At 68.4% G+C, this 13,796-nt stretch carries 15 protein-coding genes; all 15 read left to right on the top strand.

Translation table 11 applies throughout. The annotated features are described in order from the left end of the window. Positions 1 to 112 precede the first annotated feature (112 nt). The 15 genes from ACIA5C_RS26585 (at position 113) to ACIA5C_RS26655 (ending at position 13,780) form a co-directional block, all read left to right on the top strand. Positions 113 to 643, top strand: coding sequence for a flagellar hook assembly protein FlgD (locus tag ACIA5C_RS26585; RefSeq protein WP_396059163.1), 531 nt, complete (start codon positions 113 to 115; stop codon positions 641 to 643). Positions 644 to 662: 19 nt separating this feature from the next. Then, the gene (locus ACIA5C_RS26590) at positions 663 to 1,955 is read left to right on the top strand and encodes a flagellar hook protein FlgE (RefSeq protein WP_396059165.1); all 1,293 of its coding nucleotides are present in this window, start codon (positions 663 to 665) and stop codon (positions 1,953 to 1,955) included. A gap of 202 nt (positions 1,956 to 2,157) precedes the next feature. Next, entirely contained in the window at positions 2,158 to 2,442 is a 285-nt protein-coding gene (locus ACIA5C_RS26595) for a flagellar FlbD family protein (RefSeq protein WP_396059167.1), read from the top strand. Continuing rightward, on the top strand, positions 2,442 to 3,230 hold the full coding sequence (locus ACIA5C_RS26600) for a motility protein A (protein WP_396059169.1): 789 nt from the start codon (positions 2,442 to 2,444) through the stop codon (positions 3,228 to 3,230). Before ACIA5C_RS26595 ends, ACIA5C_RS26600 begins: the two co-directional genes overlap by 1 nt. Positions 3,231 to 3,232: 2 nt before the next feature. Then, positions 3,233 to 4,294, top strand: a complete 1,062-nt coding sequence (locus tag ACIA5C_RS26605) for a flagellar motor protein MotB (protein ID WP_396059171.1) — start codon at positions 3,233 to 3,235, stop codon at positions 4,292 to 4,294. Positions 4,295 to 4,311: 17 nt separating this feature from the next. Further along, positions 4,312 to 4,761 (top strand): flagellar basal body-associated FliL family protein, encoded by a 450-nt coding sequence (locus ACIA5C_RS26610; RefSeq protein ID WP_396059173.1) that lies wholly within the window; start codon positions 4,312 to 4,314, stop codon positions 4,759 to 4,761. A gap of 112 nt (positions 4,762 to 4,873) precedes the next feature. Beyond that, the gene (locus tag ACIA5C_RS26615; RefSeq protein WP_396059175.1) at positions 4,874 to 5,842 is read left to right on the top strand and encodes a flagellar motor switch protein FliM; all 969 of its coding nucleotides are present in this window, start codon (positions 4,874 to 4,876) and stop codon (positions 5,840 to 5,842) included. Further along, entirely contained in the window at positions 5,839 to 6,597 is a 759-nt protein-coding gene (fliN, locus tag ACIA5C_RS26620) for a flagellar motor switch protein FliN (RefSeq protein ID WP_396059177.1), read from the top strand. The genes ACIA5C_RS26615 and fliN overlap by 4 nt, the downstream gene beginning before the upstream one ends. A 3-nt stretch (positions 6,598 to 6,600) precedes the next feature. After that, on the top strand, positions 6,601 to 7,023 hold the full coding sequence (gene fliO, locus ACIA5C_RS26625; RefSeq protein ID WP_396059179.1) for a flagellar biosynthetic protein FliO: 423 nt from the start codon (positions 6,601 to 6,603) through the stop codon (positions 7,021 to 7,023). A 4-nt stretch (positions 7,024 to 7,027) separates the two neighbouring features. Continuing rightward, complete coding sequence (fliP, locus tag ACIA5C_RS26630) at positions 7,028 to 7,846, top strand: flagellar type III secretion system pore protein FliP (protein ID WP_396059181.1); 819 nt, start codon at positions 7,028 to 7,030, stop codon at positions 7,844 to 7,846. Next, positions 7,843 to 8,607 carry a flagellar biosynthetic protein FliR gene (locus ACIA5C_RS26635; protein WP_396059183.1) on the top strand — a complete coding sequence of 255 codons (765 nt, stop codon included), beginning with the start codon at positions 7,843 to 7,845 and terminating at the stop codon, positions 8,605 to 8,607. Before fliP ends, ACIA5C_RS26635 begins: the two co-directional genes overlap by 4 nt. A 1-nt stretch (position 8,608) precedes the next feature. Then, complete coding sequence (locus ACIA5C_RS26640) at positions 8,609 to 9,694, top strand: flagellar biosynthesis protein FlhB (RefSeq protein ID WP_396059185.1); 1,086 nt, start codon at positions 8,609 to 8,611, stop codon at positions 9,692 to 9,694. A 99-nt stretch (positions 9,695 to 9,793) separates the two neighbouring features. Further along, entirely contained in the window at positions 9,794 to 11,836 is a 2,043-nt protein-coding gene (gene flhA, locus ACIA5C_RS26645) for a flagellar biosynthesis protein FlhA (protein WP_396059187.1), read from the top strand. Then, positions 11,814 to 13,529 (top strand): hypothetical protein, encoded by a 1,716-nt coding sequence (locus ACIA5C_RS26650; protein ID WP_396059189.1) that lies wholly within the window; start codon positions 11,814 to 11,816, stop codon positions 13,527 to 13,529. The genes flhA and ACIA5C_RS26650 overlap by 23 nt, the downstream gene beginning before the upstream one ends. Then, complete coding sequence (locus ACIA5C_RS26655; protein WP_396059191.1) at positions 13,526 to 13,780, top strand: hypothetical protein; 255 nt, start codon at positions 13,526 to 13,528, stop codon at positions 13,778 to 13,780. The genes ACIA5C_RS26650 and ACIA5C_RS26655 overlap by 4 nt, the downstream gene beginning before the upstream one ends. The last annotated feature ends 16 nt before the right edge of the window (positions 13,781 to 13,796 follow it).

Raw genomic sequence — 13,796 nt, forward strand, 5'->3', positions numbered from 1 at the left:
CAGTTCTCCCGCACGGGCCCGCCGATCCGGCGGGCCCGTTGCTTTTGTGTCGCTAAGCAAAATCCGGGTGCGGCCGAACCTTAGGTCGAGCACCTAAAGGATGGAGAAAGCGATGACCTCGCCTACCTCGGGCATTTTCGGACTGCCATCGACGACTCCGGCCGCGGGCACCACACCGTCCACTGACAAGTCGGCCGCTGACAAGTCCAAGAGCATCGGCGATAAGGACACCTTCCTGAAGCTCCTGGTCGCTCAGCTGAAATATCAGGACCCCAGCAACCCCGCCGACTCGACCCAGTTCCTGGCGCAGACCGCCCAGTTCACCCAGGTCGAGAAGCTCGGCGACATCGCTGACCTGATGAAGTCCCAGCGCCTGGTCAACGCCAGCGCGCTGGTCGGGCATCCCGTCACCTACATGGATGCGAACGGAGCACAGCTGAGCGGCACCATCAGCTCGGCGAAGCTCAACGGAGACAGCGAACCGATGCTTCGGATCGGGAACACGGACGTGCTGCTGTCCAAGGTCATGGAAGTCCTGCCGATCGCCGGAGAGTCCGGTTCTTCCACCGGTTCGACGGCGCCTACCGAGAGCGCCCCGGCAAAACCGGCGGTCGCTCCGACGACCGGTCCCACGACCGCCTGACAGCAAAGGAAAAGCCTCAATGCTGCGCTCTCTCTACTCGGGAATCAGCGGCCTGCACGCTCACCAGCAGATGATGGACGTGACGGGTAACAACATCGCCAACGTCAACACCGTTGGTTACAAGGCCAGCGTGGTGGAGTTCCAGGACACGCTGAGCCAGATGCTCGGCGCGGCCGGCGCGCCCCAGAACGGCCAGGGCGGCACCAACCCGGCCCAGGTCGGCCTCGGTGTGAAGGGGGCCGGCATCACGGCCAACTTCGCTCAGGGCTCGCAGGAGACCACCGGCCGATCCGGCGACATGATGATCCAGGGCGACGGCTTCTTCATCGCCCGCCAGGGCGCCGAGATGATGTACACCCGGGCCGGCCAGTTCACGTTCGACGCGAACGGCCTGCTGGTCAACGCGAGCGGCCAGCCGGTGCAGGGCTGGACGGCCAAGGACGGCGTGGTCAACGCGGCCGGCAAGCCGGACGACATCCGGATGCCGCTGGGCAGCACCATCCCGCCCGAGAAGACCGGGAAGGTCACGCTCAAGGGCAACCTGAGCAGCGACGACCTCCCGGACGTGAACAACCCGACGAACAAGGGCTCCGGCCTCTACACCGACCCGGCGCCCAATGGCTACGAGACCACGATTCCGATCAAGGTGTACGACGCGCAGGGCGCCACCCACACGGTCACCGCGAAGTTCCACCGCGAGGCCAACGACAACGCGGCCGACACGTCGATCTGGAACGTGGACATCCTCGCCGAGGACGGCACGACCAGCATCGGTCAGGCAAAAATGAACTTCGAGAAGGGCATTTCAACCGACGGTAGCGGCACCCCGGTCACCTCGTTGTCGATCGGCACCGCTCCCGGCGACGTCTACACCGTCGACGTCAAAGACATCACGTCGTACTCCGGCCTCTCCGATGCCCGGGTGTTCGACACCGACGGCCAGGCACCGGGTGCGCTGACCTCGGTGTCGTACAGCGTCTCCGACTCTGGCCAGATCATCGGCGTCTACAGCAACGGCTTGAAGGAAACGCTCGGCCAGGTCGCCATGGCCACCTTCAAGAACGTCAACGGCCTGGAGAAGGTCGGCGACTCCGAGTTCCGTTCCACCGTCAACTCCGGCTATGCCCAGGTGGGCACCCCGGGCAGCGCCGGCATGGGCTCGGTGGTCAGCGGCGCGCTCGAGATGTCGAACGTCGACCTGGCCCAGGAGTTCACCAACCTGATCGTCGCCCAGCGGGGCTTTCAGGCCAACTCCAAGGTGATCACGACCTCGGACGAGATCCTCCAGGACCTCGTCAGCATGAAGCGTTAGTAGTAGGACCAGTCCGGCCGGCGGCCGGGACAGGCACATCACTGTGCCCGTCCCGGCCGTCGCTCTTTGCCGGAAAGGCTGCACCCGTAGTGCGACCGGTTGGATCTCATCAGCAACCGTCAGGTCGCCGAAATACCTAGTGAAAGCGGGCCACGGACGGCCCACCAGCCAGGACCACAACACCACCCAAGGACGGATGTAAGTGATCCTCGTAACCCGAATCAACGGTGCCGTGTTCGCCCTGAATCCCGACCTGGTCGAGCGCGCGGACTGCACGCCCGACACGGTCATCACGCTGGTTGACGGCACCAAGTACGTCATTGCCGAGTCCGTGCCCGAGTTCATCGACACCGTGCGCCTCTACCGCGCATCACTGATTTCGCAAGCAAGCCGGATGGAGTCCGAGCCCTCGGCCTCCTCCGCTGAGAACGACCTCGACGCCGATCACGACGCCAAGGTGCTCCCGCTGCACCGGAAGGAACGCTGATGGACATCTCAACCATCGTCGGTGTAGTCGCCGCCCTGGCGATCATCTTCACCGTTCAGATCCTGGAGGGCGGCTCGCCCTCCTCCATCCTGCTCATCCCGTCGATCCTGCTGGTGTTCGGTGGCGCCTTCGCCGCCGGTATGGCCGGCGGGGTCCTGAAGGACGCGACCGGCGTCGGCGCCATGCTCGGCAAGGCGTTCCTGGCCAAGGTCACGCCGCCGCACGAGCTGGTCGACTCCATCGTCAAGCTGGCTGAGCGGGCCCGCCGCGAGGGCCTGCTGGCCCTCGAGGACGCGGTCAAGACGGTCGAGCACACGTTCCTCAAGCGCGGGCTGCAGCTGGCCATCGACGGCACCGACCCGGAAGAGCTGGCCGACATCCTGCACGCCGAGGTCGCGGCCAAGAAGAAGGCCGACAAGGCCGGCTCGAAGATCTTCGAGAACATGGGCGGTTACGCCCCGACGATCGGCATCATCGGTACGGTCATGGGTCTCGTGCACGTGCTGGCGAACCTCGACAAGCCGGCCGGTCTCGGTGAGGCCATCTCGGCCGCGTTCGTCGCGACCCTGTGGGGCGTGCTGAGCGCCAACGTCATCTGGCTGCCGATCGGCGCCCGGCTGACCCGCCTCAGCGCGATCGAGGCCGAGGAGATGGAGCTCGTCATCGACGGCGTGCTTGCGATCCAGGCCGGCTCGAACCCGCGTCTGGTCGCCCAGAAGCTCCGCAGTCTGCTCCCGCCGGACGCGGCCAAGAAGGCCGAGGCCGCGAGCACCAAGAAGGCGGCGTAACGATGAGTTCCGGTAAGAAGAAGCGCGGCGGCCACGAGGAGCACGAGGAGCACGTCAATCACGAGCGCTGGCTCGTCTCCTACGCCGACATGCTCACCCTGCTGTTCGTCCTCTTCGTGGTGCTGTTCTCGATGAGTGACATCAACAAGAAGAAGTTCGCAGAGCTCGCGGCCGGCCTTCAGGAGGGCTTCGGTTCGCAGAGCGCGGCCTTTACCAGCCGGGGTGGTGCCCTGGACGGTTCCGGCAACAACACCGCGATCATGCAAATCGACCCGGGCGCCAACCCGGGCGACGGCACCACCGGCACGCAGGGCCTGAACCAGCAGCAGCAAGAGGCCGTGCAGGCGGCGATGAAGGCGGAGGGCCGCTCGCAGGCGTCGAAGAACGCGTCGGCGGCGGCGAAGGAAGCCGAGAACCTGAAGAAGGTCGAGAACAAGATCGCCGACGCCCTGGCGAAGGAGAAGCTGCTCGGTTCGGTCAAGTTCACGGTCGACCGGCGCGGCCTCGTGGTCACCATCGTGACCAACGAGGTGGTCTTCGACGGCAACCGGGCCGACCTTCAGCCCGGCGGCATGAAGATCCTGGACGCGATCGCTCCGACGCTGGCGAAGCTGCCCAACAACGTCGAGGTGGACGGCAACACCAACCAGCTCAAGGCCCAGACCACGTACTACCCGAGCGGCTGGGAGCTGTCCGCGGCCCGCGCCTCGACCACGGTCCGCTACCTGGTCGGGCACGGCATGGCCAAGAACCGGATGAGCGCGGTTGGTTTCTCCGACACCAAGCCGCTCATCAGCCCGAGCGACCCGCGCTCGATCACCATGAACCGCCGGGTGGACGTCGTCGTCCTGACCACGCTCCCGGCCGACCAGGCGGCACTGCTGCCGGCTGCGGCCGGCGCCGACGCCAAGCTGCACACCGGCCAGACCACGGCCCAGGCCGCCGCGATCGCCAAGGCGACTCAGCAGGCCGACAGCGCTGCCGATACGACTACGACCACCGACGGCACCGACGCCCCGGACACGACCGCGACGACCACTTCTTCAACCACCACCACGAACTGAGCGAGGGGAGACTCAAAATGGCAGACGAGAAGGAAGCCGCGGCCGAGGCGCCGAAGAAGTCCAACAAGATGCTGATCATCATCATTGCCGCAGTTGTCCTGCTCGGCGGCGGTGGTGGGGCGTTCTTCATGCTGAAGGGCGGCAGCAAGGCGGAAGCGGCGCCGAAGAAGGGCATCGTCACCGCGATCGACAGCGCGATCACCATCAACCTGGACGGCGGGCACTACCTGAAGCTGGGCTTCTCGCTCCAGCAGACCGCCGACTCGGGCACCGAGGCGGTCGACACCAGCGAGGCGCTCAACCTGGCCATCGACGAGTACACCGGTAAGACGGTGGCCGAGCTGACGACCGACAAGGGTCGCGAGGAGGCCAAGGCGGACTTCCTCGCCAAGGTCATCAAGGCCTACACGGTCGACAAGAAGAAAGAGGTCATGGACATCTACTTCACCTCGTTCGTGACTCAGTAAGGCGTACCGAAAAAGGGCGGGCTCACTCGGTGAGCCCGCCCTCTCGTCATTAAAGATGGACAAAACCGGCTCTCCCGCTCAGCGGTTGCGGAAGTGAGCCGATGAGGACGACGTGACCAGTTCGTCCTCCGCGGTCTCGCCCGCACGCTCCCCCGGGAAGATGTCACGTCGCGGCCGGGGCGAGGGGCCGACGACGTACGACTTCCGCCGGCCGATCAAGCTCTCCCGGGAGCACGTCCGCACGCTGCAGATCGCCTTCGAGACGTACGCGCGCAGCTGCGGCACCCTGCTGACCACCCGGCTACGGGTGGTCTCCAGCGTCACGCTGGCCTCGATCGAGCAACTCAACTACGACGAGTACGTCGCGTCCCTGGCCAACCCCACGGTGATCGCGGTGGTGTCGCTCGAGCCGTTGCCCGGTTCGGTGCTCATGGAGATGGCGTCCAGCGCCGTCATGACCGCTATCGACCATATGCTCGGCGGTCCCGGCGGCCCCCAGCCGGAGCGGCCGCTGACCGAGGTCGAGATGCCGCTGCTGCGCGGCCTGCTCGAGCGGATGCTGGGCGAGCTGCGCTACGGCTTCGAGACCCTGGTCGACATCCAGCCGCAGCTCAAAGAGATCGAGTACAACGCGCAGTTCCTGCGCGCGCACCAGCCGGGCGACGCCTGCGTGGTCGCCACCTTCGACATGAAGATCGGCGTCGAGGAGTGCGTGGCCAGCATCTGCCTGCCGTTCAACACGATCCTGCCGGTGCTCTCACGCACCGAGGCGGTGGTGCTCAGCGCGGCCGAGCGGGCGAGCCGGGACCAGGCGCTGCGCAACCTCACCGACGGTCTTTCCGCGGCTCCGATCGACGTTGCGGTCCGATTCCAGCCCATTCGGATGCGTACCGATGACATCGTGGACCTGCGTCCCGGCGACGTCGTCCCGCTCGGGCACGCGACCAGCCGGCCGCTTGAGGTGACGGTCAACGAGACCGTTTTCGCTCATGCAGTACCCGGCAATCAAGGGGCCCGCCTCGCGTGCCTCGTGGTGCCGTCGCCCAAGGAGACATCGCCCAAGGAGTCTGGCCGCCGATGACCGCGCCCACCATCACCGCGCCGCAGCTCGCGCTCGCCCGGACCGCCGCCGAGGCCGCGCTCGCGGTCCTGCCCACCAGCCGCACGCTCGCCACCGCCGACCCCGTCAGGGCCGGCGCGGACCTCCTCACCGAGGGGCAGGCGGTCACCGCGAAGTTCAGCGGCGCGGCGACCGGCGAGGTCGTGGTGGTGGTCGGCCAGGACCTGGCGGACGCGCTCAAGGAGAGCCCGCTCGGCGAGCTCGACCTGACCGCGGCGGTGCGCCCGGCCCTCGAGGCGGCCGCCCGCGCGTTCGGGCCGGTGGTGCTCGACCCGGGCGTCGTCATGGAGCCGGGGGTGGCGCTGAGCGCGATCGCGGCCAAGGACGACGCGGTCGCGGTGCCGCTGGTGGAGGGCGAGCAGGTGCACGCCGTACTGGCGCTGGCGCTCACGCCGTGGCCGAGCGACGACGCGCTGCCCGGCCCCGGCAACCTGGCCCCGCGCGAGGCCGACCGGCTGCCCGTGCGCGGCGGCCTCGACATGCTGCACGACGTCGAGATGGAGGTCTCGGCCGAACTCGGCCGCACCCGGATGAGCGTGCGCGAACTGCTGTCGCTGAGCCCGGGCGCCATCGTCGAGCTCGACCGGGCCGCCGGCAGCCCGGCCGACCTGCTGGTCAACGGGCGGCTGATCGCGCGGGGCGAGGTGGTGGTGGTGGACGAGAACTTCGGCATCCGGATCACCCAGATCGTCGCCCCCGGCACCGAACGGGAGTAACCGTTGTACGAGCTCGCGCTGCGGATCGGCTTCTCGCTGCTGGTCATCTTCGGCCTGATGTGGGGACTGGCCCGCCTGGTGCGCCGGCCGATGGGCAGCGGCCGGCATCACGGCCCGCTGCTGTCGGTGCTCAACCGTCAGCAGCTGAGCCGGGGTGCGGCGGTGACCGTGGTCCGGGTCGCCGATCGGGCGATCATCCTCGGCGTCACCGACCAGCAGGTGAACCTGCTCGGTGAGGCCGACCTGGAGGACTTCGAGCTGCACCAGGCACCCCACCGGGACCACCTGGCGATCGCCGAGAGCGACCTCGAGCTGCCCGGCGCCCATCCGATGCCGGCCAAGGCGCGCCTCGACGGGTCGATCCTCTCGCCGCGCACCTGGACCTCGACGATCGACTTCCTTCGCGACCGGACGACAAGGCGATGATCAGATGCGACGCCTGTTCCTGCTCCTGTTCGCCGCCCTGTGTCTGGGGATGGTAGTGCTCCCCACGGCAGCGTCGGCGGAACCGGCCGCGGTAACGGCCGTACATCAGGAGGTGCCGCAGGCACCCAGACCGCCGACCCCGCCGACCAAGCCCAGCATCAACCTCAACATCAACGGCACCAACCCGGACGGCAGCAAGCCGTCTTCCTCGCTGGTTATCGTGCTCGGCCTGACCATCCTGTCGGTCGCGCCCGCGCTACTGCTGCTCTGCACGGCGTTCACCAAGATCTTCATGGTCCTCGGCATCACCCGGAACGCGCTCGGCCTGACCTCGATGCCGCCCAACCAGGTGCTCGCCGGCCTCGCCCTGTTCCTGACCATGTTCGTGATGGGCCCGACCGTGTCGGCGGTCAACCAGCAGGGCGTGCAGCCCTACCTCAAGGGGAAGATCAGCCAGAGCCAGGCGTTCGACGCCGGCGTCAAGCCGCTGCGGACCTTCATGTGGAAGACGACCCGGCCGGACGAGGTCGGGCTGATGGTCAAGCTGGCCGGTCAGAAGCAGCCGAAGAACAAGGACGACGTGCAGCTGACCACTCTGATCCCGGCGTTCGTCCTGTCCGAACTGCGGGCGGCCTTCATCATCGGCTTCGTCATCTTCATCCCGTTCCTGCTCATCGACATGGTCGTCTCGGCGTCCCTGATGTCGCTGGGCATGATGATGCTGCCCCCGGTGACGGTGTCGCTGCCGTTCAAGCTCCTGCTGTTCGTGCTGGTCAACGGGTGGGGGCTGATTCTTACCGCGCTCGTGGCGTCGTACCGATGAACTTCAACGTCCCGATCGCGGACCTGTTGACGCTCATGCTCGGGGCGGCCCGGACGGGCGCGTTCATGGCGCTCGCCCCGCCGTTCAACTCGCGGCTCATCCCGACGCAGGTCAAGGCGTTGCTGTCGGTCGGCCTGACGCTTCCGCTCTTCCCCTACCTGCGCGGGACCATGCCGTCGCTCGAGACGTCGGACATCATCTTCAGCGCCGCTCTGCAGATCTTCGTGGGGGGAGCGCTGGGCTTTCTGGTGCTGATGCTGTTTTCCGCGCTCCAGGCGGCGGGCGACATGCTCGACCTGTTCGGCGGCTTCACGCTGGCCACTGCGTACGACCCGCTGTCGTTCAACCAGAGCTCGGTCTTCGGGCGGTTCTACAACCTGGTCGCGATCACGATCCTGTTCGCCACCCAGGGCCATCTGCTGATCCTGCGTGGCTTCCTGCAGTCGTTCCGCACGATGCCGCTGAACGTGTCGTTCGGCCTCGACACCTTCAGCCGCCTGCTGCTCAAGGGCATCGCCGAACTGTTCCTGTCGGCGTTGCAGATCGCCGGTCCGCTGATTGCCGTCCTGTTCCTCACCGACGTCGCGTTCGGCCTGCTCAACCGGGTCGCGCCGGCGCTCAACGCGTTCCAGCTCGGCTTCCCGGCCAAGATCTTCCTACTGCTGTTGCTCTCCGGGCTGGCGCTGGCGGCGCTGCCGCAGGTGGTCGAGACGGTGGTCGACAAGGCGGTCAACGCGGTCATCCAGATCACCGGGGGGTGAGATGTCCGGGGAGAAGACCGAACAACCGACACCGCAGAAGCTCAAGAAGGCCAAGCGCGAGGGTCAGATCGGCCGGAGCCAGGACGTCGGCGCCTGGTTCGGCATGCTGGCGGCCAGCATCATGCTGCCCAAGACGCTCAGCGCCGCGATCGACCACTCCCGCGAGCTGATGGTGCAGGTCCCGCAGGTGATCGCCGATCCCGAGCCGCGCGAGGCGCTGGTGATGCTCCGGCAGGCGGCGATGGGCATCGCCTGGGCGGTGTTGCCGCTCGCGGCCACCCTGATGGTGGTGGGCGTCGCGTCGGCCGGGGCCCAGGGCGGCATCCGGGTCGCCACCAAGCTGTTCGTGCCGAAGTTCAGCCGGCTCAACCCGCTGCCCGGGATCAAACGCATGTTCGGGCCACAGGCGCTCTGGGAACTGATCAAGGCGCTGGTCAAGACCACGGTGCTGGCCGCGGTGCTCTACACGACGACCAAGAACCGGATCCCGACCCTGATGACGGCCGGCCAGTTGCCGCTCGGCTCGCTGCTCGCGGTGGTCAAGGACGCGGTGCTCGGGCTGGTGCGGGCGGCTGCGGTGGCCGGCATCGTGATGGCGGCGGCCGATTACTTCGTCGTGCGGCGGCGCACCAACAAGCAGCTCCGGATGACCAAGGAAGAGGTCAAGCAGGAGTACAAGAACTCCGAGGGTGACCCGCACGTCAAGGGCCAGATCCGGCAACGGCAGATGCAGATGGCCCGCAACCGGCAGATGGCCGACGTTCCGACGGCCGACGTGGTGCTGGTCAACCCGACCCACGTGGCGGTCGCCCTGCGCTACGAGCCGACCAAGGGCGCGCCGCGGGTGATCGCCAAGGGGCAGGGCGAGATCGCGACCAAGATCCGCGAACTGGCGCTCGAGCACCGGGTCCCCATGGTGCAGGACGTGCCGCTGGCCCGGGCGCTGCACGCGAGCTGCGAGGTGGGCGTCGAGATCTCGGCCGAGTTCTACGGCGCGGTGGCCAAGGTGCTGGCGTTCGTGATGAGCCTGAAGGCGCGCGGCTCAGCGGCCGGCCTGCACCGCAACCCCGACGCGGCTGCGGCATAGCCCCTATTTGGGAGATTTACTCACATAGCGTGCTCTAACGGGGGAGGATCTGCTCGTGGGTGGTCACACCCTGCTCAGAGATGGTTACAGGAAGGCGCCGTGAAGAACCGCAACATCAGCAAACTTGCCGTCCCCATCGGGGTCATCGGCATCATCATCATGATGGTCGTACCTCTGCCGACCTTCCTGCTGGACACGCTGATCGCGCTCAACATCACCGCGGCCCTGCTCATCCTGCTGACCAGCATGTTCGTCGAGCGCCCGCTCGACTTCTCGGTCTTCCCGGCGCTGCTGCTGGTCGCCACCCTGTTCCGCCTCGCGCTCAACATCAGCGCGACCCGGCTGGTGCTGCGCGACGGCGACGCCGGCAAGGTGATCCACGCGTTCGGCAGCTTCGTCGTCGGCGGCAACCTGGTCATCGGCCTGGTGATCTTCCTGATCCTGGTCATCGTCCAGATGGTCGTGGTGACCAAGGGCGCCGAGCGGGTCGCCGAGGTCGGGGCCCGGTTCACCCTCGACGCCATGCCCGGCAAGCAGATGGCGATCGACGCCGACCTCAACGCCGGCCTGATCGAAGAGGCCGAGGCCAAGAAGCGCCGCGCCGAGGTGGCCGCCGAGGCCGACTTCTACGGCGCTATGGACGGTGGCTCCAAGTTCGTCAAGGGCGACGCGATCGCGGCCATCATCATCACGATGATCAATCTGGTCGGCGGGTTCGCGGTCGGCCTCCTCCAGCAGCACCTGTCGGCCTCCGACGCGATGAACCAGTACAGCCTGCTCAGCGTCGGCGACGGCCTGGTCTCCCAGGTGCCCGCGCTGCTGCTGTCGGTCGCCACCGGTCTCATCGTCACCCGCTCGGCCACCACCGGCGACATGGGCACCAGCGTCACCGCCCAGCTCAGTCAGAACAAGCTCGCGCTGCGCATCGCGGGCGGCGCGGCGCTCGCGCTCTGCGTGATCCCGGGCCTGCCCAAGGTTCCGTTCCTGCTGGTCGGAGTCGCAGTACTGGTCGCCGCCCAGCGGATCAAGGACCCGGTGCCGGAGGCCGAACTGGCCGCCGCCGAGGCGGTCGAGATGCCCTCGCCGGACTCGCCCGAACAACTGCTCGGCGAGATGCGGGTCGACCCGCTCGAGCTCGCCCTCTCCCCGGACCTGGTCGACCTGGTCGACGCCAGCAGCGGCGACCTGCTCGACCGGGTGCGCGCCCTGCGCCGCAAGATGGCCATGGAACTCGGCGTGATCATGCCGCCGGTGCGCACCCGCGACGACCTCGACCTTCCGCTCTCCTCGTACGCCATCCGGATCTCCGGCGTCGACGCCGGCACCGGCGAGGCCCCGCCCGGCACCGTCCTCGCGATCGGCGACGGCCTGCAGGGCCTGCCCGGCCGGGCAGGCGTCGAACCAGTCTTCGGCCTGCCCGGCAAGTGGGTGCCGGCCGAATTGCACTACCAGGCCGAACTTTCCGGCGCGACGGTCGTGGACCGGGCGTCGGTGATCATCACCCACCTCGCCGAGGTGGTTCGCAGCAATGCGTCCCGGCTGCTGGGCCGGGAGGACGTGCGGGCGCTGACCGAGACGGTCAAGCGCACGCACCCCGTGGTGGTCGAGGAACTGACGCCGGGGCAGCTCAGCCTCGGCCAGATCCAGAAGGTGCTGCAGGCACTCCTCGACGAGGGCGTGCCGATTCGCGACCTGGTCCGCATCTTCGAGTCGTTGTCCCTGCGCGCCAAGGTCTCCGTCGACCCCGACGGCCTGGTCGAGGCGGCCCGTTCCGCGCTCGGCCCGGCCATCGCGGCCAACTACGTGACCGACGGGCGGCTCACAGTGCTCACGCTCGAACCCATGCTCGAGCAACAACTGCTCGAATCGCTTCGTCCCAGTGAGACGGGCGCCTTCATGGCGATCGACGGCATGCGTGCCGAGTCGATCGTCACCGAGGCGGCTCGGCTGGCCGAGACCGCGGAACAGCAGGGCCTGACAGCCGTGCTGGCCTGCTCGCCACAGCTGCGGCTGCCACTGATGCGACTGCTCCGGGCCGGCTCCCGCCGGATCCAGGTGCTGTCGTACAGCGAAATCTCTGGTTCCACCGCACAGATCGAGACGATAGGGGTGGTGAACGGTGCCTACGCGGGTGCTGCTTGAGGGACCGGCCATCGAGCCACTGCTGGCTCAAGTACGCGATGAATACGGCTCCAAGGTTCGGATCATCTCAGCCGACAAGGTCCGCAGTGGCGGCGTCGGAGGCTTCTTCGCGAAGCAGCATTACGAGCTTTCCGTCGAGGTGCCGGACGAGTCTGCCGAGGACAGGACTGACATGGCGCGACAAACACGGACGCCGACCGAGAACGGCCGGCCCACGCTGGAACAACTGGTCGAGCGGGCGGAGGCCCAGGACCGGATGGACGAGCCGGCGCGTACGGTGGGCCGCCCGGGCCGGCCGCACGGCCTCGGCAGCGACGAGAGCCGGCAGGCCGCCTTCGGCGACACCGGCGCGGCGTTCGCCGAGCTGATGGCGGGGCTCGACGTCGGCGGGCACGACACCGGGCCGGCCGGATCGGCCGGTGCGACCGCGACCCGTCCGTCGCCCCGGGCCAAGGCGCCGGCACCGGCCACCTCACGGGAGGAGACGCCGACCGTACGCCCGTTCCGGCCCGCCACCGCGGCGGAGACGCCGGTCAACGCGCCGAGCAGCCCGGCCGCCGGAGGATTCGCGGTGGCCAAGCCGGCGACCTTCCCGGCGGCCAAACCGGTGAGCCCGGCCGCCAAGCCGATCAGCCCCGCGCTCAAGCCGCTCAGCCCGGCCGCCCGGCCGGTGAGCCCGGCCGCGCCGGCCATCGCCGCCGCCCAGGCCGCCGCGGCGAAGGTCGCGGCCGCTCAGGCGGCTGCCGCCAAGGCCGCGGCCGCGGCGGTCGCCGCGCCGACCAGCCCGGCGGGGCCGCCGGCCAAGCCATTGGGTGCACTGCCCAACCTGGCCGAGCGGATCGGCGGGCTCTCGCTGAGCGAGATCGAGATCGACGAGCCGGAATCGTCGGCCGACGACGAGGACTTCGGCATGGAGCACGCCGCGACTCCGGTCTCGCCCACCTCGGCGGTGCCGCACGCGGTGGCGCCCCCGGCCCCGCCGCGGATGGCCGACAACGAGCCGGTGATCCACAACCTGATGTCGGTCGGCATGCCCGAGGCGATGGCCCGCAAGATCAGCGGCGGGGACACGTACGCCGGGGTGCTCAGCGTGCTCGCCGCCCGCCCGTCGGCTCCCGCCATCCCGGACGGGCCGGGCGAGATCCTGGTGCTGGCCGGCGACGTCAACCTCGGGGTGCCGATCGCCAAGCAGCTGCTCGACCAGATCGGGGCGGGCGAGAACCACCTGCTGCTGGCCGCGCCGTCGACCGCCGGGACCGGGCTCCACTCGTCGCGGCTGATCTCCACCCCGGAGGCGGCCGAGAGCCGGGTCGAGAAGCTGCACAGCGCCGACCACCCGTGGGTCGTGGTGATGGACGCGCCGGTCGGCGGCACCGACCCGCTGTGGGTCAACGACATGTGCGATGCCATCGGGGCGACCGCGGTCTGGTCGATCGTGGACGCCACCCGCAAGACGGCCGACACGGCGCGGCACCTGCGTACGCTCGGCGAGGTCGAGGCACTGGTCGTGCACGGGGTCGAACTGACCTCCGACCCGGCCTCGGTGCTCGGGCTCGACCTGCCGATCTACTCGCTGGACGGCAAGCCGGCTACTCCGCACGCCTGGGCCGCCATGCTCTGCGCGCGCATCGCCGCCGACGTCATGCCGGTCGCGGCCGCTCCTCGCCGGGTCAGCCGCACGGTCCGGCAATGATCCGGCCGGCGGTCCTCCTCTTCGCCTTGCTGATCAGTGCGCCGGCTCTGTACCGCTACGTGGTCGACCAGCTCGACATCACGGCGGTACTGATCCGGTTCCTGATCGCGGTGCCGGTGGCGGCCATCCTCTTGGCCGCGCTGAAGTTCGTGACGGCCGGGTACGGCAAGACCGAGGAGGAGCCGGCGGCGAGGGTCGTCACACCGTCGCCTATGGAAGCGCGCGAGGCCGGTTCGGGTTTGTCCAGCTGATTGTCGGGTAACTTGC

The sequence above is a fragment of the Actinoplanes sp. NPDC051343 genome, from assembly GCF_044455125.1.
GTDB lineage: Bacteria > Actinomycetota > Actinomycetes > Mycobacteriales > Micromonosporaceae > Actinoplanes.

Excerpts from the sequence above, each read along its gene's own strand:
- fliN (WP_396059177.1), top strand. The coding sequence starts at position 5,839 with ATGACCGCGCCCACCATCACCGCGCCGCAGCTCGCGCTCGCCCGGACC.
- ACIA5C_RS26605 (WP_396059171.1), top strand. The coding sequence starts at position 3,233 with ATGAGTTCCGGTAAGAAGAAGCGCGGCGGCCACGAGGAGCACGAGGAG.
- ACIA5C_RS26590 (WP_396059165.1), top strand. The coding sequence starts at position 663 with ATGCTGCGCTCTCTCTACTCGGGAATCAGCGGCCTGCACGCTCACCAG.
- ACIA5C_RS26600 (WP_396059169.1), top strand. The coding sequence starts at position 2,442 with ATGGACATCTCAACCATCGTCGGTGTAGTCGCCGCCCTGGCGATCATC.
- ACIA5C_RS26635 (WP_396059183.1), top strand. The coding sequence starts at position 7,843 with ATGAACTTCAACGTCCCGATCGCGGACCTGTTGACGCTCATGCTCGGG.
- ACIA5C_RS26655 (WP_396059191.1), top strand. The coding sequence starts at position 13,526 with ATGATCCGGCCGGCGGTCCTCCTCTTCGCCTTGCTGATCAGTGCGCCG.
- fliP (WP_396059181.1), top strand. The coding sequence starts at position 7,028 with ATGCGACGCCTGTTCCTGCTCCTGTTCGCCGCCCTGTGTCTGGGGATG.
- ACIA5C_RS26585 (WP_396059163.1), top strand. The coding sequence starts at position 113 with ATGACCTCGCCTACCTCGGGCATTTTCGGACTGCCATCGACGACTCCG.
- ACIA5C_RS26640 (WP_396059185.1), top strand. The coding sequence starts at position 8,609 with ATGTCCGGGGAGAAGACCGAACAACCGACACCGCAGAAGCTCAAGAAG.
- ACIA5C_RS26610 (WP_396059173.1), top strand. The coding sequence starts at position 4,312 with ATGGCAGACGAGAAGGAAGCCGCGGCCGAGGCGCCGAAGAAGTCCAAC.